17 protein-coding genes, 1 pseudogene and 1 riboswitch are annotated in these 24,317 nt (G+C 38.3%); of the genes and pseudogenes, 16 read left to right on the top strand and 2 right to left on the bottom strand.

Annotation, left to right across the window (positions count from 1 at the left end):
- Positions 1-18 precede the first annotated feature (18 nt).
- Positions 19-798 carry an L-threonylcarbamoyladenylate synthase gene (locus ADH81_RS04160; RefSeq protein WP_049526683.1) on the top strand — a complete coding sequence of 260 codons (780 nt, stop codon included), beginning with the start codon at positions 19-21 and terminating at the stop codon, positions 796-798.
- 452 nt (positions 799-1,250) lie between these two features.
- On the opposite strand, the gene ADH81_RS04155 is transcribed toward ADH81_RS04160, so the two are convergent.
- Positions 1,251-2,954, bottom strand: a complete 1,704-nt coding sequence (locus ADH81_RS04155) for a thiol-activated cytolysin family protein (protein ID WP_080979272.1) — start codon at positions 2,952-2,954, stop codon at positions 1,251-1,253.
- A gap of 176 nt (positions 2,955-3,130) precedes the next feature.
- Between ADH81_RS04155 and ADH81_RS04150 the strand changes: the two are divergent.
- The 13 genes and pseudogenes from ADH81_RS04150 to ADH81_RS04090 form a co-directional block, all read left to right on the top strand.
- Positions 3,131-3,916, top strand: a pseudogene (locus tag ADH81_RS04150) (5-methylcytosine restriction system specificity protein McrC); the annotation flags it as partial.
- 170 nt (positions 3,917-4,086) lie between these two features.
- Complete coding sequence (gene guaC, locus ADH81_RS04145; protein ID WP_049526681.1) at positions 4,087-5,070, top strand: GMP reductase; 984 nt, start codon at positions 4,087-4,089, stop codon at positions 5,068-5,070.
- A riboswitch (purine riboswitch) is annotated at positions 5,063-5,159 on the top strand. It overlaps the preceding gene by 8 nt.
- A 76-nt stretch (positions 5,160-5,235) precedes the next feature.
- Entirely contained in the window at positions 5,236-5,817 is a 582-nt protein-coding gene (locus ADH81_RS04140) for a xanthine phosphoribosyltransferase (protein WP_049526680.1), read from the top strand.
- A complete protein-coding gene (locus ADH81_RS04135) occupies positions 5,817-7,076 on the top strand; it encodes a nucleobase:cation symporter-2 family protein (protein WP_049526678.1) in 1,260 nt (419 codons plus the stop codon). The genes ADH81_RS04140 and ADH81_RS04135 overlap by 1 nt, the downstream gene beginning before the upstream one ends.
- A 93-nt stretch (positions 7,077-7,169) precedes the next feature.
- On the top strand, positions 7,170-9,128 hold the full coding sequence (ligA, locus tag ADH81_RS04130) for an NAD-dependent DNA ligase LigA (protein WP_049526675.1): 1,959 nt from the start codon (positions 7,170-7,172) through the stop codon (positions 9,126-9,128).
- A 3-nt stretch (positions 9,129-9,131) separates the two neighbouring features.
- Positions 9,132-10,082 carry a diacylglycerol kinase family lipid kinase gene (locus ADH81_RS04125; protein ID WP_049526673.1) on the top strand — a complete coding sequence of 317 codons (951 nt, stop codon included), beginning with the start codon at positions 9,132-9,134 and terminating at the stop codon, positions 10,080-10,082.
- A 137-nt stretch (positions 10,083-10,219) separates the two neighbouring features.
- Positions 10,220-12,502, top strand: a complete 2,283-nt coding sequence (gene pulA / locus ADH81_RS04120; protein ID WP_049526671.1) for a type I pullulanase — start codon at positions 10,220-10,222, stop codon at positions 12,500-12,502.
- A 397-nt stretch (positions 12,503-12,899) separates the two neighbouring features.
- The gene (glgB, locus tag ADH81_RS04115; protein ID WP_049526669.1) at positions 12,900-14,816 is read left to right on the top strand and encodes a 1,4-alpha-glucan branching protein GlgB; all 1,917 of its coding nucleotides are present in this window, start codon (positions 12,900-12,902) and stop codon (positions 14,814-14,816) included.
- A gap of 1 nt (position 14,817) precedes the next feature.
- Positions 14,818-15,960 carry a glucose-1-phosphate adenylyltransferase gene (locus ADH81_RS04110; RefSeq protein WP_006151163.1) on the top strand — a complete coding sequence of 381 codons (1,143 nt, stop codon included), beginning with the start codon at positions 14,818-14,820 and terminating at the stop codon, positions 15,958-15,960.
- Positions 15,950-17,089, top strand: a complete 1,140-nt coding sequence (glgD, locus tag ADH81_RS04105; RefSeq protein ID WP_049526667.1) for a glucose-1-phosphate adenylyltransferase subunit GlgD — start codon at positions 15,950-15,952, stop codon at positions 17,087-17,089. The genes ADH81_RS04110 and glgD overlap by 11 nt, the downstream gene beginning before the upstream one ends.
- A complete protein-coding gene (gene glgA, locus ADH81_RS04100) occupies positions 17,086-18,519 on the top strand; it encodes a glycogen synthase GlgA (protein WP_049526665.1) in 1,434 nt (477 codons plus the stop codon). Before glgD ends, glgA begins: the two co-directional genes overlap by 4 nt.
- A gap of 62 nt (positions 18,520-18,581) precedes the next feature.
- Positions 18,582-19,223 (top strand): phosphoserine phosphatase SerB, encoded by a 642-nt coding sequence (gene serB / locus ADH81_RS04095; RefSeq protein WP_049526663.1) that lies wholly within the window; start codon positions 18,582-18,584, stop codon positions 19,221-19,223.
- Positions 19,224-19,239: 16 nt separating this feature from the next.
- Complete coding sequence (locus ADH81_RS04090) at positions 19,240-20,355, top strand: glycerate kinase (protein ID WP_049526661.1); 1,116 nt, start codon at positions 19,240-19,242, stop codon at positions 20,353-20,355.
- Here the strand turns inward: ADH81_RS04090 and ADH81_RS04085 are convergent.
- Complete coding sequence (locus ADH81_RS04085; RefSeq protein ID WP_049526659.1) at positions 20,352-20,795, bottom strand: DUF1694 domain-containing protein; 444 nt, start codon at positions 20,793-20,795, stop codon at positions 20,352-20,354. The genes ADH81_RS04090 and ADH81_RS04085 overlap by 4 nt on opposite strands.
- 164 nt (positions 20,796-20,959) lie before the next feature.
- Here ADH81_RS04085 and eno point away from each other — a divergent pair, with 164 nt between their 5' ends.
- Both eno and ADH81_RS10980 read left to right on the top strand, forming a co-directional pair.
- On the top strand, positions 20,960-22,264 hold the full coding sequence (gene eno, locus ADH81_RS04080) for a surface-displayed alpha-enolase (RefSeq protein WP_000022825.1): 1,305 nt from the start codon (positions 20,960-20,962) through the stop codon (positions 22,262-22,264).
- A gap of 511 nt (positions 22,265-22,775) precedes the next feature.
- Positions 22,776-24,317 (top strand): YSIRK-type signal peptide-containing protein (locus ADH81_RS10980; protein WP_049526657.1); only part of this gene is annotated, 1,542 nt, incomplete at its 3' end.

The following is a 24,317-nucleotide window of genomic DNA, read 5'->3' as shown; positions in this document are numbered from 1 at the left end:
AGAAAAGGAAATAGAACTATGACAAAACACATTCAATGGAACGGAACACTTTCACAAGAAGGCTACGAAATTTTAAAAGGTGAGGGCGGATGTATCGTTTGTCCTACTAAGGTTGGTTACATCATTATGACTAGTGATAAGGCAGGACTTGAGCGTAAGTTTGAAGCCAAAGAACGTAATCGTAACAAACCAGGAGTAGTCCTCTGTGGTAGTATGGATGAGCTTCGCGCTTTAGCACAACTAAATCCAGAAATTGAAGCTTTCTACCAAAAACATTGGGACGAAGATATTCTTCTTGGTTGTATCCTTCCATGGAAACCAGAAGCCTTTGAAAAATTGAAAGCATATGGTGATGGTCGCGAAGAACTCATGACTGACGTTCGTGGAACGAGCTGTTTCGTTATCAAGTTTGGTAAAGCTGGTGAACAATTGGCTGCTAAACTCTGGGAAGAAGGAAAAATGGTCTACGCTTCATCTGCAAATCCTTCTGGAAAAGGAAATCGTGGTAAGGTTGAAGGAATCGGAGAACGTATCGAAGAAGCAGTGGACCTTGTTATCGAGGCAGACGACTACGTGGCATCAATCCAACCTGACAAAACGATTGAAACACGCTACGAGCAAGGTGTGATGGTCTCTATGGTCGATAAAGACGGCAAACTCATTCCAGAACAAGGTGGAGCACGTTCAACTTCACCAGCTCCAGTGGTTATCCGTAAAGGCCTTGACATTGATAAGATTATGATGCATTTATCAGATACCTTTAACTCATGGGATTACCGTCAAGGTGAGTATTATTAGGATGTAGAAGGAGTGAGGTTTAGTCATTATTGATAAAAACAGATTTTTTAAAAGTATTCATACACAATTAAAATCAAAGTTCATTTTTTGTTGATAGGCGACTTAAGAAACATCATAATACAAGTATAAACTTGTAAATTTACCAGCAAATCAATGAACCATACTATATTCAGGGCAAGCAAGTAATGAGTTTCTAACAATAACTTTAATATGTTTGTTTAGACAGTAACATTTCTCCTCTTTTTGATTTTAAATGAGTATTAAATTGCGATAAGTTGAATTTATTGGATTAAGAACCTCAAAAAACAAAAAGGAAAGCATCTCATAAAAAGATGTTTTCCTTTTATTGTATAAGTTATCGAATAGAGTTATCATATTGCTTTTCTTCAAATTCAAAGTGGATCAAAAATGATACTTGATGAATAATGATACTCTGTAGTTTAACCATTTTATTAGTTGTTTTCGACTTGTTCACTATATTTTGGTTTTAGGGTTGTTCCTGTATTGATAATAGTGCGTTTTTGAACTAAAGGCAATTCTGTACGATTATAAACTGTTCTCCAAGGTTCCCAAGCAAGACCAGTTTTTTCTTGAATTTTTACACGAAGATTGCGAACATTTCCTCTAAATTGTAGTTCAGTTTGGAAACCAGCAGTTCTATTTTTTCCATTATCTTCCCATTCACGAGAGCGGATGCTTTCAATTCCATTTTCGTCATATGTGACTTCGTCCCAGTAAACGTAGTAACGAGCGACATACCCACCCTTATGTTGCAAATTGAGATAGCCATTCTTGTAAGAGGTAATTTTAGTTTCAATATAATCAGTACTGTTTTGGATTGTTGCAACTTGATTATCTCTTAAAAAGGCAGTTTTATAAAAAATAGGGACTGCAGGATTTTGTGTACTAAAATTAGCTCCTTCTTGAATTAATTTTTTGAGATCTTCAGGTGTTCCAGTAACTACTCGAGCAGCGCCATCAGCGTTACCGCCAACAATAACAGCTGTTACAGAAGTATTTTTCAAAACACGAGCCCATTCAGATTCAGGGTTAATAGGCACACCTTTAATGACAGCATTTATAGCTGCTTTAAGTTCTGTACTTGTACTTGTTGTTTCAAATTTAACATACATTTGACGGCCATAAGACATACTAGAAACATAAACAGGAGGTGTTTGTTCATCCAAGCCGCGATCTTGTAAATCGTTGACTGTTACATTATCACCAAAGACATCTCCAGGATTTTTTGGTGCATCAAAGTTAGCGGTAAAGTAAATTTGTTTAAAGTCGACAACTTCAATTTGTTTTTCACCTTTTTGTGCAGCTTCAAAGTCAATTTTTAAATCAACCCCAATTTTTTCAAAGTTGCTACCAAATTTTGCTTTTAGTTGATTCATACTATATGCTGAAGTAGAATCGTATTGCATACGAGCAGGTGCAGGATTGCTTGATGCATAATTTGCATTCCATCTATTTACCAGAGTGTTAATTCCTTCCTGCATACCACTGACTGTTGTGTTTGCATCAGTATAGCTATCTGCTCCAGCCATTCCTGGAAGGTCCACGCTGATTCTACCCTGTTTTCTATCAATACTAACAAGTTGAGGTTTATTTTCTAATAACCCTTGATCTGCTCGGAACAAAGCGCCTAGGAAGATGTCGCTATTACCGTTAATTGAAACATCAGCTGAATTATTAGAAATACTCTTTTTCACTTTTTCAATTACAACAAACTCATTTCCTTGTTGTTTTGAAGATGTATTTGAATAATTTTCGATTGCTTCACCTCTACGAGTTAAAATATCAATTTTATTGTAGTTTAATCCGAAAAGATATTTATTCAAGTCCTTATCTGCCTGATTAGTAGATCTCATGAGGTTTTCCATAACATCTGCTTTTGGTGCTTCAGTTACAGTAGTGGCGTCTTTTTCTTCAGGTTTTGAATTGAGGTTTGGAGTATTTTCTTGTTCGTTTACTGTAGGTTCTGTTTTTGGATTAGAACTACTTGAAATTGGGGGTTCAGTAGCTTTTACAGTATTATTTTGAATAATCGAAGCTGTACTTAATAAAAAAGTTGCAATAACTACACCACAGACACCAATGCTACGTTTTCGGATAGAATAACGAAAACCTTTTTCAAGATTATTTTGAATCATATAAAGCTCCTAGTTTATTATTTCATTTTATTATCTCTTGAATGCGCTTTCTCGGGATAAAAATATTCTAGCAGAAATAAAAATCTAATGCAATCGTTTTCTTAATAAAATGGACATATTTATATATATGTTTATTTTTAGAGGTTTATGCTTTTTAGTGTAATTTCTCTCTCGCTAGAGAGTTTACCTATGATAATCCTCTTATGCAGCTGATCCGTCATACAATTGAATATATGAAGAATCAGAGAAGCATAGGGGGAGGAGTTCTTGATAATTTATTAACAAGTCGTGAAAATGTCTCTGAAATTATTCGTGTAACCCCTTCTTATAAATTAGCCGATCGTGCTAAATTTATCAGAATAAATAAAACCAAACCTCTTCGTCATGCCTATTTTCGAGAGTACAGAAAATTACAAGAGCTTTGCCTGATGATCCTAAATAGAGAAAAGCATGATTTAGGAGACCAAGAGCAAAAAATCCATGGTATTCTTTTTGATGTTGCCTGGATTTGGGAAGAGTATGTTTATACCTTGTTGCCAAAAGATTTCATCCATCCACGAAATAAGAATAGGACGGACGGTATTTCAGTATTTTCTGACCGTGAACGAAAAGTATTTCCAGATTTCTATCATCAAAACCATAAAATCGTACTAGATACTAAATATAAAAAACTAGAGTTCACTGAAAAAGGGATCAATCGTGAAGACTTGTTCCAGCTGATTTCTTATTCTTATATTTTAAAAGCTGAGCAGGCTGGGCTTGTTTTTCCGAGCAAGGAAAAGGTAGTTGATAATGAGATAGGTAAGCTAGCAGGCTATGGAACCCTGTTGAAGAAGTGGTCTATCCAAGTCCCTGGACAAGCTGAAAGCTATCAAGATTTTGTCAGGAAGATGGAGTCCTTTGAAAAAGTCTTTATCGAAAATCTAGGTAGAAATTTAAAAGGTAAGACAAATTCAGGGTAACTGTCTAGTTATCTCCTTGATCGAAAATACGAAACACGAACGTTATTTATTTTCAGTCATAATAATTGACAAAAAACGGACATTATTGTAAACTTGTTAGAGTAATTGTCTGGAAAAGACGAGGCTATTCCTAACTTTAGGAAGGTCTAAAGAAGAGAAATGAGAGATATATGTTAAACGAATTTCCAATCTTTGACTATGAAGATATTCAGCTAATCCCAAATAAGTGTGTCCTTCAAAGTCGAGCAGAAGCTGATACACATGTGACCTTGGGGAAACATACCTTTAAGTTGCCAGTTGTCCCTTCTAATATGCAGACGATCTTGGATGAAGATGTTGCTGAACAGCTTGCCAAGGGTGGCTATTTTTACATCATGCATCGTTTTGATGAAGAAGGACGCATTCCTTTTGTCAAACGTATGCACGATCAGGGCTTGATTGCTTCAATCTCAGTAGGTGTTAAAGACTACGAGTATGATTTTGTTAGTCAATTAAAGGATGATGCTCCAGAGTACATTACCATTGATATTGCTCATGGTCATGCTGATAGCGTTATTTCAATGATTCAGCACATCAAGAAAGAATTGCCAGAGACTTTTGTCATCGCTGGTAACGTTGGAACTCCAGAAGCTGTGCGTGAACTTGAAAATGCTGGAGCAGACGCTACTAAGGTCGGAATCGGTCCAGGTAAAGTATGTATTACTAAGGTTAAAACTGGTTTTGGTACTGGTGGTTGGCAGTTGGCAGCTCTTCGCTGGTGTGCTAAAGCTGCACGTAAACCGATTATTGCTGATGGTGGGATTCGTACACATGGAGATATTGCCAAGTCAATCCGCTTTGGTGCAAGTATGGTTATGATTGGTTCTTTATTTGCAGGCCATATCGAAAGCCCTGGTAAAACTGTCGAAGTCGATGGTAAACAATTCAAAGAATACTATGGTTCAGCTTCAGAATACCAAAAAGGTGCCTACAAGAACGTCGAAGGTAAGAAAATTCTTCTTCCTGCCAAAGGACATTTACAGGATACCTTAACAGAGATGGAACAAGATTTGCAAAGTTCGATTTCTTATGCTGGAGGTCGAAAGGTAGCTGATCTTAGACATGTAGATTATGTGATTGTGAAGAACTCTATCTGGAATGGAGATGCTCACTAAAAATATGATTACTTATTTATGCCGCGAATTGGTGTGGCGTTTCTACAAGGTACCGTAAATACCTAACAATGAGTAAGCTGCAGAGATATAAGGATAGGTGTTAAATCTATTTCTTTGTTTCCTAGAGGCTTACTTGGTAAGTCTCTTTTTATTTCGGAGGTTATTGTGAAATTATTAGAAGAACGAATTTTAAAGGACGGAAACGTTCTTGGTGAGAATATTCTTAAGGTGGATTCCTTCTTGACCCACCAAGTTGATTATTCCTTGATGCGCGAGGTTGGTCGTACTTTTGCAGAGCATTTTAAAAATGCTGGTATTACCAAAGTCGTGACCATTGAAGCGTCAGGAATTGCCCCAGCCCTTTATGTGGCTGAACAGTTAGATGTTCCCATGATTTTTGCTAAGAAGGCAAAAAATATTACCATGAATGAAGGAATTTTAACTGCTGAGGTTTATTCTTTCACGAAACAAGTAACAAGTACCGTATCCATTACAGGTAAGTTCTTATCTCCTCAAGATAAAGTATTGATTATCGATGATTTCTTGGCAAATGGCCAAGCAGCTAAAGGGCTGATTCAGATCATTGAACAGGCTGGAGCTACAGTTGAAGCCATCGGAATTGTGATTGAAAAATCCTTCCAAGATGGCCGTCAACTGTTAGAAAAATCAGGTCATCAAGTTGTATCACTAGCGCGTTTAGAGCGTTTTGAAAATGGAAAAGTTATCTTCAAGGAGGCAGACATCTAATGAAACAACAAGAAAAACACTCACAGGCAGCCGTTCTTGGTTTGCAACACTTGCTAGCCATGTACTCAGGTTCAATCCTGGTACCAATCATGATTGCAAGTGCTTTAGGGTATTCAGCGCAACAGTTGACCTACCTTATTTCAACAGATATATTTATGTGTGGGGTTGCAACTCTTTTACAATTGCAACTCAATAAACATTTTGGTGTCGGTTTGCCTATTGTTCTTGGGGTAGCCTTCCAGTCTGTTGCTCCTCTTATCATGATCGGTCAGAGTCATGGTAGCGGTGCTATGTTCGGAGCTTTGATTGCTTCAGGGATTTATGTTATCCTGATTTCAGGTATCTTCTCTAAGGTTGCCAATCTTTTCCCTGCAATCGTAACTGGTTCTGTTATCACAACAATCGGATTGACCTTGATTCCAGTTGCCATCGGAAATATGGGAAATAACGTTGAAAAACCTACTGGGCAAAGTTTAGCTTTGGCAATGATTACTGTTCTCATTATTCTTTTAGTTAATATTCTTACAAAAGGATTTATCAAATCTATTTCCATTTTGATAGGTTTGATTGCAGGTACCATTATTGCTGCTACTATGGGCTTGGTTGACTTCTCTCCAGTAGCAGAAGCTCCACTAGTTCATATCCCAACTCCATTCTACTTCGGTGCTCCACAATTTGAGATTTCTTCTATTGTAATGATGTGTATCATCGCTACTGTATCAATGGTAGAATCAACTGGTGTATATCTTGCCCTTTCTGATATTACTAAAGATCCAATCGATAGCACTCGTCTCCGTAATGGTTATCGAGCTGAAGGTCTTGCTGTTTTACTTGGTGGACTTTTCAATACCTTCCCTTATACAGGATTCTCACAAAACGTAGGTTTGGTTAAATTATCAGGTATTCGTACACGTTTACCGATTTACTACGCTGGTGGTTTCCTCATCTTACTTGGTCTCTTGCCTAAGTTTGGTGCCCTGGCACAGATTATCCCTAGCCCTGTTCTAGGTGGAGCCATGCTCGTCATGTTCGGTTTCGTTTCACTTCAAGGGATGCAGATATTATCTCGTGTGGATTTCGAACATAATGAACATAACTTCCTCATTGCAGCAATTTCTATTGCTGCTGGGGTTGGATTAAACGGAAGCAACCTCTTCAATACTTTACCGACTGAATTACAAATGTTCTTCTCAAATGGTATCGTCATTGCGAGTGCTGTAGCCATTATTTTGAACGCTATTTTGAATCGTAAAAAATAAAATTAAATGAGAAGTGATAGAAATATCCTTCTCATTCTCTTTTTTAGAGCTTCTGTATTGTTTCTATAGTCCTTTTTATGGTAAAATGGTTCTATGAATGAAAGAATGAAAGAGCTCGTTGAGTTGCTCAATCGCTATGCGACAGAGTATTATACAAGTGACAACCCATCTGTATCTGATAGTGAGTATGATCGTCTCTATCGTGAATTGGTAGAGTTAGAAAAAGCTCACCCTTATCAAGTTTTACCAGAAAGTCCAACCCACCGTGTTGGCGGTAAGATTCTAGATGGTTTTGAAAAATATAGTCATCAGTATCCTCTCTATAGTTTGCAGGATGCTTTTTCTCGTGAAGAGCTCGATGCCTTTGATGCGCGTGTTCGTAAAGAATTAGATGAAGTTACTTATATCTGTGAGTTGAAAATTGATGGTTTATCGATTTCCTTGACTTATGAGCAAGGAATTTTTGTTGCTGGAGCTACTCGTGGTGATGGTTCAGTCGGTGAGAATATCACAGAAAATCTCAAACGTGTCAAGGACATTCCTTTATCCTTACCAGAGAAATTAGATATCACTGTTCGTGGTGAATGTTATATGCCAAGAGCTTCTTTCAATCAAGTCAATCTTGCTCGTCAAGAAAACGGGGAGCCGGAGTTTGCTAATCCACGAAATGCTGCTGCAGGAACCCTTCGCCAGTTAGACACAGGAGTAGTAGCTAAGCGTAATCTTGCAACTTTCCTCTATCAGGAAGCAAGTCCTTCAACTAGAGACAGCCAAGAGAAGGTTTTAAATCATCTGGAACAGTTAGGCTTTGTGGTTAACCCTAGACGACTATTAGCGCACAGCATGGATGAGGTATGGCAGTTTATCCAAGAAATTGGTCAAGAAAGAGATCAGTTGCCTTATGATATTGATGGTGTTGTTATTAAGGTCAACGACCTAGCTGGTCAAGAGCAACTTGGTTTTACAGTTAAAGCGCCTAAGTGGGCAGTCGCTTATAAGTTCCCTGCAGAAGAAAAAGAAGCAAAATTGCTTTCTGTTGACTGGACAGTAGGAAGAACTGGTGTCGTAACTCCGACTGCTAATCTTACTCCGGTGCAATTGGCAGGTACAACAGTTAGTCGTGCAACGCTTCATAATGTAGACTATATCGCTGAAAAGGATATCCGCAAGGATGATACAGTGATTGTTTATAAGGCAGGGGATATCATTCCAGCTGTTTTACGTGTAGTAGAATCCAAGCGTATATCTGAAGAAAAACTCGACATTCCAACAAATTGTCCAAGTTGTGAGAGCAAGCTGTTACACTTTGAAGATGAGGTTGCTCTTCGTTGTATCAATCCTCGATGTCCTGCTCAGATTAAGGAAGGGTTGATTCACTTTGCATCCCGTGACGCCATGAATATTTCTGGCCTTGGTCCATCAATCGTAGAAAAATTATTTGCCGCCAATTTAGTTAAAGATGTTGCAGATATATATCGTTTGACAGTTGAAGATTTTCTCTTGTTAGACGGCATCAAGGAGAAATCAGCTCAAAAGCTTTATCAGGCTATTCAAGCTTCTAAAGAAAATTCTGCTGAAAAACTTTTGTTTGGTTTAGGGATTCGTCATGTTGGAAGCAAGGCAAGTCAGTTACTCTTACAACATTTCCATTCAATCGAGTCACTTGCTCAAGCAAATCCTGAAGAAGTAGCAAGCATCGAAAGTCTCGGAAGTGTTATTGCTCAAAGTCTACAGACTTATTTTGCTACAGAAGGTTCTAAAATTCTTTTAAGAGAATTAAAAGAATCAGGTGTTAATCTAGACTATAAAGGACAGGTCGTTGCAGCAGATGCTGCCTTATCAGGTCTAACTGTCGTATTGACAGGTAAGCTGGAGCGTTTAAACCGCTCAGAAGCTAAAAATAAACTAGAAAGTCTTGGAGCCAAGGTTACTGGTAGTGTCTCAAAAAAAACAGACCTTGTTGTGGCAGGAGTAGATGCAGGCAGCAAACTCCAAAAAGCACAAGAGTTGGGAATTGAGATTCGTGATGAAGCTTGGCTTGAGAGTTTGTAAGCTATGAAAGAAGAAAAAAAACGCGCACGTCTCATTTATAATCCGACATCAGGCCAGGAAATGATCAAGCAAAATATCGCAGAAGTCCTAGAAGTGTTAGAGAGCATAGGCTATGAAACCAGTGCTTTCCAGACCAAACCTGAACACCTGTCAGCCCAGAAAGAAGCAGAAAGAGCTGCAAAAGCTGACTTTGATTTGGTTTTAGTAGCTGGTGGTGATGGCACCATCAATGAAGTGGTTAATGGAATTGCACCTCTGGAACATCGGCCAAAGATAGCCATCATTCCTACTGGAACTACCAATGACTATGCAAGAGCATTGAAAATCCCTATGGGGGATCCAGTTGCTGCAGCGAAGATCATTGCAAAAAATGAAACCAAGCAAATTGATATTGGTCGTGCCTTTGGAGATAAGTATTTTATTAATATTGCTGCGGCAGGAGCTCTTACAGAGCTAACCTTTAGTGTTCCGAGTGAACTGAAGACGCGTCTGGGTTATCTGGCCTATGTTGCTAAAGGCATCGAGATGTTCCCAAAATCCAAAGCACGTCCTGTTCGTATTTACCATGATTGGGGAATTTTTACAGGGGAAGTTTCTCTTGTCTTTGTTGCCTTGACCAATTCTATCGGTGGATTTGAGCAATTTGCACCTGATACCAAGCTGGATGATGGCAATTTCACGCTTATTCTAGTAAAGACAGATAAAATCCTAGATATGTTGAGTCTGCTAGTTCAAGCCATGAACGGAGGTCAACACGTATCAGATGTCAATGTTGAATATCTGAAAACTAGTAAACTCCGAATTGAAACTTTGGATCAGGAAGAGCCGTTTATGCTTAATCTTGATGGAGAATACGGTGGTGACACACCAGTAGATTTGGAAGTGTGCCATAATCACATTGAGTTTTTTGTGAATCCTGAGGCGATTGATCAAGGAATTATTCATGAAATATAATACTCAATGAAAATCAAAGAGCAAACTAGGAAACTAGCCGCAGGCTGTACTTGAGTACGGCAAGGCGACGTTGACGTGGTTTGAATTTGATTTTCGAAGAGTATAAAATCAAATTAATTTAGAAATTAGGGAGAACCATGTACAATTATCCTGTACTTATTCATTATCATCGTAAGGATGAAGCCTATGAGGCTTGCAGTTTCAGTAAAAAGCCTGTGGATTCAGTAGAGCTTATCAAAAAAGAAGAATATTTTGGAGCTACATTTTCACTGACTCAACCTAGTGAAGTAGCACTTGAGACCATGACTTTTACTGTTGAAAAAGATGGTGTTAGCAAAGAATATCCTATTCGCTTCAATCATTATCCACTCTTGACAGAGGTTTGGATTTTGGATGGAGATGATACTGTTTATTATTCTGAAAATCCAGCTATTGCTAGTCCTCACTATAAAGACCAAAATCCTTTTGCCTTCGACAAGGCAATCAATAGTGCCAGTTTCGACCACCACTGGGGTTATCAAGGAGAATTGGGATGTCAAGTTTCTGAAAATGAAACAAGTTTTAGCTTATGGGCACCAACAGCTACATCTGTCCAAGTAGTTGTCTATGAATCAGCGAGCAATGACGCTCCTATCCTTAAAATCTTTGAAATGGAGCGAGGAAATAGTTATTCTTATAGTCACAAGTATAATACCATTGGTGTTTGGAGTTTAACAGTTCCAGAAAACCTAGCAGGTCGTGCTTACCACTACCAAATTGACTTTCCTCATCACCAGTCATTAACTCGTGATCCATATACAATAGCGACAAGTCCTGATGGAAAACGTTCAGCCATTGTCTCAAATCAAGATCGACAGGTTGAAGGTTTTGAGGTCAAGCATGGTACAGAAGCAACTTGGCGTTTGGAAAATCCTTGCCAAGCAGTCATTTATGAAATGCACATCCGTGATTTGACTAAGTCTGAAACATCTGGTGTTGCACCAGAATTAAGAGGAACCTTCTTAGGTGCAGCGCAAACTGGAACAGTTAACCAATATGGTCAGTCGACTGCATTTGATTACATTAAAGAACTTGGTGTCAACTATGTTCAGCTGCAACCAATTGCTGACCGTCATAAAGAATACGACGCTGATGGAAATGTAACTTATAACTGGGGATATGATCCACAAAACTACAATGCTCCAGAAACTAGCATGTCTACAAATCCAAATGATCCAGGTCAAGCTATCCGTGATTTGAAAGCCATGGTCCAAGCTTATCACGATGCTGGTATCGGTGTTATTATGGACGTTGTTTACAATCATACCTTCTCAACCGTTGATGCACCATTCCAAACAACGGTTCCTGATTATTACTATCGAATGAACCATGATGGAACCTACCAAAATGGAACAGGAGTCGGAAACGAAACTGCCAGTGAGCATGAAATGTTCCGTAAATATATGATTGATTCTCTTCTCTACTGGGTAAAAGAATACAATATTGACGGTTTCCGCTTTGATTTGATGGGAATTCATGACGTCAAAACTATGCAGATGATTCGTTGGGCTATGGACGAAGTCGATCCTAAGATCATTCTTTATGGAGAAGGTTGGGATATGGGAACAGGTCTTGCTCCTTATGACAAGGCTAAGAAAGACAATGCCTACCAGTTGCCAAACATTGGATTCTTTAATGATAATCAACGTGATGCTGTCAAAGGTTGTGAAGTCTATGGCTCTATCAAATCTGGCTTCGTCAGTGGAGCAGGTACTGAGCCGATCCTCGCAAAGGCTATTCTTGGAAGTCGAGAGCTCGGTTCTTATCTCAGTCCAAACCAGGTTCTTAACTATGTAGAAGCCCACGATAACTACAATTTGCATGATTTGCTTAGAACCCTTCATCCATCGGAGAGCGAAAAACGTATCATGAAGAAAGTAGAAACAGCAACGGCTATGAACCTCCTCATGCAAGGGATGGCCTTCATGGAGCTGGGGCAAGAGTTTGGCCGTACTAAACTCGTAGCTACAGGCGAAAATGGAGAGTTGACTCACGCAGATCGTGAGCGAGCAATGAACAGTTACAATGCTCCTGATAGTGTCAACCAAGTCAACTGGGATTTGATCAATGAGCGTCAAGATAGCATCGAGTTTGTCCGTCAGATTATCCGTCTTAAAACACAAACTAGTGCCTTTTCATACCCTACCTATGAAGAAGTCTACCGTCATGTCTTTGTTCACACAGCTATTGAAAATAGTGGTTGGATTGTTTACGAGATTCAGGGAATTGAAGAGCACTTCTTGGTTGTTTTCAATGCTAAAGGGGCTTCATATTACTATGAAAATGCAGGCAACCTTGAAATGTTGGTAACTAATAGCCGTTCTAATCAAGAAAATGTTATTGACGACGTCAGTGTGGCAGTTATGAATGTTTTATCGTAAAAAATAACCTAAAACTCAAGATTTATGCTTGAGTTTTTTTATATTTCTAGACATAAAAATAAAAATGGAACAATTACTAAAAATGGTTGAAAATTTCAGAAAATTTGGTAAAATTATATAAAAAGAGTTATCTACGAATATTATGTTATCAAAAACTAAAAACGTTCAGTTTTTAAGTAAGTTATTTTATATAAAGATAATGAGAGTTATTTTTGTAACAGTAGCTGATAGAAAATTCCACTGCTTATCATCATTTATGAAAATTTTAGAAATGTTAAGATAAATATATGAAGATTTTCGAAAAAAATTTTAGTAGAATTCGGAAATTAGTTGAAAGTTTTCTTAAAAGATAGTATAATAGAAACATAGAAAACGCTTACAATAAAAGGGGGATTCAATGGATAAATTTGAGGCTTTAAGAACTTTTACTAGTGGCGAAAATTTCCATCTTCAACACTATTTAGGAGCGCATCGTGAAGAAAGAGACGGTGAGTATGGCTATACATTCCGTGTCTGGGCGCCAAATGCGCAAGCTGTCCATCTAGTTGGTGATTTTACTAACTGGGTTGAAAATCAAATCCCCATGGTTCGTAATGAATCTGGAGTTTGGGAAGTTTTTACAACTTTAGCTCAAGAAGGACATATTTATAAATATCATATTACTCGTGCTAATGGTCATCAGCTTATGAAGATTGATCCCTTGGCAGTACGTTATGAAGCACGTCCGGGAACAGGAGCAGTTTTAACAGAAATTCCTGAAAAAAAATGGAAGGACGGGCTCTGGTTAGCTCGTAGAAAACGTTGGGGATTTTTTGAGAGACCGGTCAACATTTATGAGGCGCATGCAGGATCTTGGAAGAGAAATCCTGATGGAACACCTTATAGCTTTGCTCAACTCAAAGAAGAGCTCATTCCTTATCTCGTTGAGATGAACTATACTCATATCGAGTTTATGCCTTTGATGGCTCACCCTCTCGGTTTGAGTTGGGGTTATCAGCTCATGGGTTACTTCGCTTTAGAGCATGCCTATGGTCGTCCTGAAGAGTTTCAAGACTTCGTTGAGGAATGTCATATCAACAATATCGGAGTAATTGTGGACTGGGTACCTGGACACTTTACAATAAATGACGACGCTTTGGCATACTACGACGGTACACCAACTTTTGAATACCAAGATCATAATAAGGCTAACAACTACGGTTGGGGAGCACTCAACTTTGACTTAGGGAAAAACGAAGTGCAATCCTTCTTGATTTCTAGTATTAAGTTCTGGATTGATTTCTATCACCTAGATGGTATTCGTGTAGATGCTGTAAGTAATATTCTCTATCTAGATTATGACAATGCTCCATGGACACCAAATAAAGACGGTGGCAATCTCAACTATGAAGGCTATTATTTCCTACAACGTTTGAACGACGTTATTAAACTAGCTCATCCGGATGTTATGATGATTGCAGAGGAGTCTTCTTCAGGTACCAAGATTACTGGCATGAAGGAAATGGGTGGACTTGGATTTGACTACAAGTGGAACATGGGTTGGATGAATGATATCCTACGTTTCTACGAAGAAGATCCAATTTACCGTAAGTATGACTTTAATCTTGTGACTTTCAGCTTCATGTATGTCTTTAATGAAAATTATCTCCTACCATTCTCACATGATGAGGTTGTCCACGGTAAGAAGAGTATGATGCATAAGATGTGGGGTGATCGTTACAATCAGTTCGCTGGTTTGAGAAACTTATACACCTATCAAATTTGTCACCCTGGTAAGAAATTACTCTTCATGGGTAGCGAATTTGGTCAATTCTTAGAGTGGAAATCAGAAGAGCAATTGGAGTGGTCTAACCTAGAAGATCCGATGAATGCCAAGATGAAATACTTTACATCACAGTTGAATCAACTTTATAAAGACCACCGTTGTCTTTGGGAAATTGATACAAGTTACGATGGTATTGAAATCATTGATGCGGATAATAGAGATCAGAGTGTTCTTTCATTTATCCGTAAGGGCAAGAAAGGCGAGATGCTAGTCTGTGTCTTCAATATGGCACCAGTTGAACGTCCTGATTTTACAATTGGTCTTCCAGTTGCAGGCATTTATGAAGAAATTTGGAATACAGAGTTAGAACAATGGGGTGGTGTGTGGAAAGAGCATAACCAAACAGTTCAAACTCAAGAAGGATTGTGGAAGGATTATGAGCAGACTTTGACATTTACATTGCCAGCTATGGGAGCAAGTATTTGGAAAATCAAACGTCGCATCAAACCTACTAAAAAAGTCGCTAATAAAACTCAAAAAGGAGTATAAAATGAAGAATGAAATGCTAGCTTTAATCCTTGCTGGTGGGCAAGGAACTCGTCTCGGTAAACTCACTCAAAGCATTGCTAAACCTGCCGTGCAATTTGGTGGGCGCTACCGTATCATTGACTTTGCTCTTTCTAACTGTGCCAACTCTGGTATCCATAATGTTGGGGTTATTACACAGTATCAACCACTAGCTCTCAACAGCCACATTGGTAATGGTTCTAGTTGGGGTCTAGACGGTATTGACACAGGTGTTTCTATTCTTCAACCCTACTCTGCAAGTGAAGGAAACCGTTGGTTTGAAGGTACAAGTCATGCCATTTACCAAAATATCGACTATATCGACAGCATCAATCCTGAGTATGTTTTGATCCTTTCAGGTGACCATATCTACAAGATGGACTATGATGATATGCTCCAATCACACAAGGATAACAATGCCAGCTTGACAGTTGCTGTCTTAGATGTGCCACTTAAAGAAGCTAGCCGTTTTGGTATCATGAATACAGATGCTAATAATCGTATTGTTGAGTTTGAAGAAAAACCAGCTGAACCAAAATCAACTAAGGCATCAATGGGGATTTATATCTTTGACTGGAAACGACTTCGCAATATGCTAGTTGCAGCTGAGAAGGCCAACCTAGACATGTCAGACTTCGGTAAAAATGTTATTCCAAACTATCTTGAAACTGGTGAAAGTGTCTATGCTTATGAATTCAATGGATACTGGAAGGACGTTGGTACTATCGAATCTCTTTGGGAAGCAAATATGGAATACATCTCTCCAGAGAATGCTCTAGATAGTCGTAACCGTCAATGGAAAATTTATTCTCGTAACCTTATCGCTCCACCAAACTTTATTGGAGAACATGCTCATGTAGAAGACTCTCTTGTAGTGGATGGCTGTTACGTAAATGGTACAGTAAAACACTCTATCCTTTCTACAGCTGCTCAAGTTCGTAAGGGAGCAGAAGTTGTTGATTCTGTCATCATGAGTGGAGCAGTTATCGGTAGAGGAGCTAAAATTACACGTGCAATCATCGGTGAAGGAGCAGTCATTGCCGATGGTGTAGAAATTGATGGTACAGAAGAAGTACAAGTAGTCGGATATAATGAAGTAGTGGGGGTAGCAACAGATGAAGATTGATAAATATTCAGCGATTTTAGGAAATACCGTTGGTTTCCATGATATGTCAACCTTGACAAGTAACCGTCCAGTGGCAACTTTACCATTTGGAGGAAAGTATCGTTTGATTGACTTCCCACTCTCAAGTTTAGCAAATGCTGGTGTTCGTAGTGTCTTTGGAATCTTCCAACAAGATAATATCAGCTCAGTTTTCGACCACATTCGTTCAGGTCGTGAGTGGGGCTTGAATACACTACTTAGTCACTACTATTTAGGTATTTACAATACACGTGTAGAAAGTAGCACAGTCGGTAAAGAGTATTATCAACAACTCTTGACTTATTTAAAACGTTCTGGATCTAACCAAACTGTTTCCTTGAACTGTGATGTTTTGGTAAATATTGATCTTGCTCAGGTTTTCCATTTGCATAATACAACAAAATCACCAATTACAGTTGTTTATAAGAAATTGCCTAAGAAGGTCATTTCAGAAGTAAATGCAATCCTTGATATTGATGAAACTGACCACGTACTTTCACACAAACTCTTTGATAAAAAATCAAACCAAGATTTTTACAACATGTCAACAGATATCTTCGTTGTAGATACTCAATGGTTGATTAAGCGTTTGGAAGAAGAAGCCCAAAAAGAATATCCAGAAAAATTACGTTATGTTCTTCGTGATTTGGCAGCAAAAGAAGGTGCTTTTGCATATGAATACACAGGATACCTAGCCAATATTCATTCAGTAGAAACATATTACCAAGCTAATTTAGATATGCTTGATCAGCATAAATTCTACTCTTTGTTCTCGCCAAATCAAAAGATTCACACTAAAGTTAAAAACGAAGAGCCTACTTACTATGCACCAGGTTCAAAAGTAAACACATCTCAATTTGCTTCTGGTAGTATCGTTGAAGGCGAAGTGATTAAATCTGTTATTTCGCGTAATGTTCGTATCAATAAAGACAGCTTGGTTAAAGAATCTCTTATCTTCCCTCGCGTTGTCGTTGGAAAAGGTGCACAGGTTGAGTATGCAATTGTTGATAAGGGTGCTGAAATAGCTGAGGGAGTTGTTATTCGAGGTACAGCAGAAAACCCTGTTGTCATCAAAAAAGGCGAAAAAGTAACAGAGGATGTCCTTTCATGAAAATTTTATTTGTAGCAGCAGAGGGCGCTCCCTTTTCAAAAACAGGTGGATTGGGAGACGTTATCGGAGCACTTCCAAAATCATTAGTAAAAGCTGGGCATGAGGTTGCTGTTATCTTACCTTACTATGACATGGTAGAAGCCAAGTTTGGTGATCAGATTGAAGATGTCCTTCAATTCGAAGTTTATGTTGGCTGGCGCAGACAATTTTGTGGAATTAAGAAAACTGTTTTAAACGGTGTTACTTTCTACTTTATTGACAATCAATATTATTTCTTCCGCGGACATGTGTATGGAGATTTTGATGATGGTGAACGCTTTGCCTTCTTCCAACTTGCTGCCCTTGAAGCTATGGAGCGTATTGGATTTATCCCTGATGTTCTTCATGCCCATGATTATCATACAGCAATGATTCCTTTCTTGTTGAAGGAAAAATACAGATGGATTCAAGCCTACCAAGGAATCAAGACTGTTTTGACCATTCATAACTTGGAATTTCAAGGTCAATTCTCTGAAAGTATGCTTTGGGACTTGTTTAGAGTTGGTTTTGAGCGTTATGCTGATGGAACTGTGAGGTGGAATGATTGCCTTAACTGGATGAAGGCAGGGATTCTCTATGCCGACCGTGTATCAACCGTGTCACCGAGCTATGCTTATGAGATCATGACTACAGAGTTTGGTTGCGGTATTGATCAGATCCTTCGTATGGAATCTGGTAAGCTTTCAGGTATTGTTAATGGTATAGATACAGATTTGTACAACCCAGAGACGGATGCTTTACTTGACTATCATTTTAATAAAAATGATCTGTCAGGAAAGGCTCAAAATAAAGCAAAACTTCAAGAAAAAGTTGGTCTTCCAGTACGTTCTGATGTACCAATGATTGGTATTGTATCTCGCTTAACTCGTCAAAAAGGTTTTGATGTGGTAGTTGAGAGCTTGCATCGAATGCTTCAAGAGGATATTCAAATCGTTCTTTTGGGAACTGGAGATCCAGGATTTGAACAAGCCTTCTCTTGGTTTAGTCAAGTATTCCCAGAAAAACTTTCTGCCAATATCACTTTCGATGTGAAATTAGCTCAAGAGATTTATGCAGCATGTGATATTTTCCTCATGCCAAGTCGCTTTGAACCGTGTGGACTTTCACAAATGATGGCCATGAGATATGGAACCCTTCCTTTGGTAAATGAGGTTGGTGGTCTTAGAGATACTGTTCAAGCCTTTAATCCAATTGATGGAACAGGTACAGGCTTTAGCTTTAATAACCTAACTCCATACTGGCTCAACTGGGCATTGCAAACAGCTTTGGATGTTTATCACAACCATCCTGATGTTTGGAAGAACATGCAAGTTCAAGCGATGGAATGTGATTTCTCTTGGGATACAGCCTGCAAGTCATATCTTGATTTGTACCATAGCCTAGCAAACTAAATAGTTAAAATCGTATGATACCTTCATACGATTTTTTGAGATTCTGAAAGTAAGGCAATTATATGAAAAAAATTAAAGGACTCTGTGTACTGGATGTCGATGGGACACTAATAGAAGAGGAAGTTATTGATTTGTTGGGGAAAGAAGCAGAGTGTGAAAATGAAGTAGCTCTACTGACTGCCCAAGCTATGAGGGGAGAACTAGATTTTGAAGAAAGTCTGAGAAAACGTGTTTCCTTGCTAGGAGGGCTTTCTCTTGATGTATTTGAACGACTTTATAGCCAGATCCATCTCAGTAAGAATGCTAAGCAGTTTATCAAATTTCTTCAAGAACAGGATATTGAGGTCGGTCTAGTTTCGGGTGGATTTATACCTATTGTAGAAAGACTGGCGACTGAACTTGGTATTTCACTTATTGCTGCAAATCGTCTTGAAGTAAAGGATGGATTTTTGACAGGAAAACTTGAAGGAGAAATCATTACTAGGGAAGTCAAGGAAGAGACTCTAGTAAGATGGGCTGATGAATTAGAGGTACCACTCGAAAGAACCATTGCTATTGGAGATGGAGCTAATGATTTAGCAATGTTGAAGAGAGCTGGAATCGGCATTGGCTTCTGTGCCAAAGCAATCGTGAAAGAGGAAATTCCCCTTCAAATTGAAGAAAGAGATTTCTCAAGAGTATTGAAGCTGATAGATTTATTTTGATTAGAAAGAAGAGTGTATGAAAATTGTTATCGCACCTGACTCTTTTAAGGAGAGTCTCCCTGCAAGTGAAGTAGCAAAAGCTATCAAACGAGGCCTTCAAAAGGCTCTACCTGAATCGGAATGTTTGCTCTTACCTGTTAGCGATGGAGGAGAAGGAACAGTAGATGCTATAAAAAGTGCTTTAGGTCTTGAAGAACATACAACTCAGGTAACAGGTCCCTTTGGTGATGAGGTACAAATGCCTTATGTTTATAAAGAAACTCTCGCTTTATTTGAAGTTGCGGATTTGATAGGTCTTGCTAAAATTCCTATTGAAAAACGAAATCCTCTGAAAATTCAAACAAAGGGGATTGGTCAACTGATTCTGCATTTAATAGAGCAAGGGATGAAAGAAATCTATATCGGAGTCGGTGGTACATCCAGTAACGATGGTGGGATTGGTATTGCTTCAGGACTTGGTTACCAGTTCTATGACAAAAATGGAGATGAACTTTTAGATATTGGTCAGTCCTTGTTTAAAATTACTGATATCTTAAAGGAGAAAGTTATATCTATTCCTTCTGATGTGCGAATTAAAATCTTAGCAGATGTGACCAATCCTCTCTGTGGCCTACAAGGAGCTACATATACATTTGGCAAGCAAAAAGGCTTAAATCCAGCTCAATTTCATGAAGTTGATTCTGCTATTGAAAACTGCTATCGAAAAGTTGCCCCTGAAATCTTAAAACTGGAAGGAGCTGGAGCAGGTGGTGGTATTGCAGCGGGCTTATGTGCTTTTGCTGGAGCAACAATTGTTTCTGGTATTCACACTTGTTTAGATCTAATCGGTTTTGATCAGAAAGTTGCGGATGCAGATCTTGTCATCGTTGGTGAAGGTAGGTTAGACACTCAAAGCTTAGCTGGCAAGGCTCCAATTGGAGTAGCAAAAAGAACACCAAATGGTGTTCCAGTTATTGCTATTTGTGGGAGTCTGTCAGAGGATTTACCACTCTTACCATTTGAAAATATCGTTGCAGCCTTTTCTATCTTAGAAAAAAGTGAACCACTAGAAGACAGTCTGAAAAAGGCAACAGTCTATTTAGAAAACACAGCTGCAAACATTGGTCAGATCTTAGCTTTGAAGAAGCATTAACCAAACCATTTTTTCCAAAAAGAAGTAGGAGCTTTGGTCTCTTTTTCTTGCCACAAGTTTGGAAAGGCCTTTTTAAGATCTTTTTCATTTATTTGAACAGGGGCATCACTATGAATAATCAAGCCAAAAGGGGATGAATTGTGATCTTCTGAAATGATAGTCGCTTGGCAGTCAGCATCTTTGGCTTGTTTTAGATAATAGACCTGCTTTTCAAATACTACCTGAGGAGAAATTTTGACAAAAAGAGGTTCAGTTTCTTTTTTTAGACTCACTAAAATAGATACATAACCCTTTTGAAATTTATCATCATTAGCTGTTTCAAGGTCTGCATAGCCAAGGACCCTTTCCTCGAAAGTTCCGAGAAAACGCCTTTGTTCGTCTGGATTTAGTTTAAGCCCGCCATGAGCTTTTTCTAATATTTGTTTAGATACGTCTGTCATAAAAATAGTATATCATAAAATAAAGGAAAAAACAGATAAAAGAAAGCGATTACTTTATCGACTTAAGGAAAAATTGCACAAAGATAACGTTTTTCCTTGAAAAACGATGATTTTTAAGGTATCATAGAGGTGTAAAAAATTTAACTCAATAAGGAGAGTATAAAATGTCAATTATTACTGATGTATACGCTCGCGAAGTCCTAGACTCACGCGGTAACCCAACACTTGAAGTAGAAGTTTACACTGAATCAGGTGCTTTCGGACGTGGTATGGTTCCATCAGGAGCTTCTACTGGTGAACACGAAGCAGTTGAACTTCGTGATGGTGACAAATCTCGTTACGGTGGTCTTGGTACACAAAAAGCTGTTGACAACGTAAACAACATCATCGCTGAAGCAATCATCGGCTACGATGTACGTGACCAACAAGCTATCGACCGTGCTATGATCGCACTTGACGGTACTCCTAACAAAGGTAAATTGGGTGCAAACGCAATCCTTGGTGTGTCTATCGCTGTAGCTCGTGCTGCTGCTGACTACCTTGAAATCCCACTTTACAGCTACCTTGGTGGATTCAACACTAAAGTTCTTCCAACTCCAATGATGAACATCATCAACGGTGGTTCTCACTCAGATGCTCCAATCGCTTTCCAAGAATTCATGATCGTACCTGCTGGTGCACCAACATTCAAAGAAGCTCTTCGTTGGGGTGCTGAAATCTTCCACGCTCTTAAGAAAATCCTTAAATCTCGTGGCCTTGAAACAGCTGTAGGTGACGAAGGTGGATTTGCTCCTCGTTTCGAAGGAACTGAAGACGGTGTTGAAACTATCCTTGCTGCTATCGAAGCTGCTGGTTATGTTCCAGGTAAAGACGTATTTATCGGATTTGACTGTGCATCATCAGAATTCTACGATAAAGAACGCAAAGTATACGACTACACTAAATTCGAAGGTGAAGGAGCTGCTGTTCGTACTTCTGCAGAACAAATCGACTACCTTGAAGAATTGGTAAACAAATACCCAATCATCACTATCGAAGATGGTATGGACGAAAACGACTGGGACGGTTGGAAAGCTCTTACTGAACGTCTTGGTGGTAAAGTTCAATTGGTTGGTGACGACTTCTTCGTAACAAACACTGCTTACCTTGAAAGAGGTATCGCTGAAGGCGCTGCTAACTCAATCCTTATCAAAGTTAACCAAATCGGTACTCTTACTGAAACATTCGACGCTATCGAAATGGCTAAAGAAGCTGGTTACACTGCAGTTGTATCACACCGTTCAGGTGAAACTGAAGATTCAACAATCGCTGACATCGCAGTTGCAACTAACGCAGGACAAATCAAGACTGGTTCACTTTCACGTACTGACCGTATCGCTAAATACAACCAATTGCTTCGTATCGAAGATCAACTTGGTGAAGTAGCTGAATACCGTGGATTGAAATCATTCTACAACCTTAAGAAATAAAATAGTTCAGTGAACTATTTTATCCCGAACCTTGAAACTCAAAAGTTCGGCTCTTAATTAAACAAGTTTTAAGCCCCTCGGATTTTATCCGAAGGGCTTTTTTTCTGTTCAGGGGGCAAAAAAGGGGCAAAACTTTTTATAAAATATTCTTCATGACCTTATCCAAAACATTAATTGCTTCATCTTCCATATTCTTTGTGACGTGGAGATTTTAATGTAAGGGGGAAATTATGTTAAATACTTTCCTGAGTTATAAAATAATACATACATTACATTTCTATGGCTCTATAAAATTGTTCAAGAAAGATAAGTAGTTTATTTAATATAAAAAAATAAGATGTATAATACCAAAAAGTTCGAAAAGTTTTAAAAAATAATTTTATAAAGAGATATGAAATGTATTTTTCTAAAAAAAACAATTGTTATAGTTTGATAGACGAAAATAATTTTGTTATACTAGGTGAGGTATATATAAATGTTAGTTTTTATATATGAATAAGGAGGCAATTTAATGAAAATTAAAAGAAACCAACAAGCTGATTTTCGGACCGAGAAATATACTCGTTTTGGTATTCGAAAGTACAGTTTTGGGGCGGCTTCAGTTGCAATCGCAACAGGTTTGATGTTTCTAGGAAGTGGGACTGTTTCAGCTAATGAGCTTACTTCAAAAGAAACTGGAGACCAAGTTGTTGTTGGAAACAATGAATCTGATTTACTTAAGGAAAAACAGAAAACTGAATCAACTTATGAAGCACCTGCAGTTATTCCAGGTATGGATTCTAAAGAATTTCAAGGTTCAGAAAATAATAAAGAAATTCAACCATTATCATCTGAGTCAACAACAAATTCAGTTGTAAATGCTACTGTAGAAAATTCAGATGAAAAAATTGAGAATAAACTAGATAAATCTAATGCGGAAGATAGAAGTGTAGCTGTTGATACTGCCGACTCTTTGAGACGAACTCGTCGTGATCTTGATTCTAGTGCAGTAGTAAAAGAAGGAAGCATTAGCATTACTTCACCAAAGGAAAATACTTCAAGTGATTCATCGCATCCAAATGGTTTTGATCCAGCAACTAAGTACCATAATGCTAGTGCCGGTTGGTATACTTTTGTTCAATTAGATCAACAACGCAGACATCCAACTTTTTCCTGGCTTGATTCTTTTGATGGCTATGTAGTAATATCTGCTAAATCCGAACAATCTTCAACTGGACACACGACTGATGGTACGGTAAAAGTAGAATTTTACAACCGTAATAATGTGTTGCAACAAGAGATTACTATGGATAAAAATACTAATTCGAAGGAATTTGTATATAATCGTAATAAGAAATTATTCATTAATCGAAATGCGGATTCAATTTCTATCGGTGATATGCCGTATAAGAGTAATACTCGAAATCAAATTGCGAACTTTAATATCTTGTATAATGGTCCAGAAATTTCAAATAAACAAGGACAAGGTCCATTTTATGCTGATGGATGGTTGATTCCTACCAATAATTCAGTAACTGTACGATTTAAGGATAAAGATACAAATAAAGAATTGGTTCCTTCTCATACCTTAAATGGTTTGACTGGAATGCGTTTTGATACTACAGCGGCAGAATTAAAGGGTTATGAACTATTCGATAAAGAGATTGTAGGTTCTCCAAATGGCTATATTTCTCCTTGGAAGCAAGTAGGTGATAGTTTTACAAAAATAACTCAGCCTAACCTCGAGGTTAAATATACCTTGCTTAACATGGATGGCACCATGAAAACAGAGGTCTACTATAGTGGCAAGAAGATTCATGAAATAACCCTAAAAAAGGGAGAAACATCTTCTTATGATGGTACTGCAGCAAATGGACGTCCTTATTCTCAAGTTTTAGAGAATCCATTTTTAACTGCGACTAATGAAATTGTATACTACTATAGAGCAACTGCTCCAGTAGAGCAAGATGTAACAAAACCAACTAAACAAACTGTTACATTTGAAGGAGCAGGAGAAGATACTCCAACTACTAATGTTCAAGATAGCTTTACGTTCACAGGTAAGCATAATCCA

This window comes from Streptococcus pseudopneumoniae, assembly GCF_001072925.1.
Lineage (GTDB): Bacteria > Bacillota > Bacilli > Lactobacillales > Streptococcaceae > Streptococcus > Streptococcus pseudopneumoniae_Q.
Note: the sequence above shows the minus strand (reverse complement) of the source record. Positions and strands in the feature narration are given on the sequence as shown.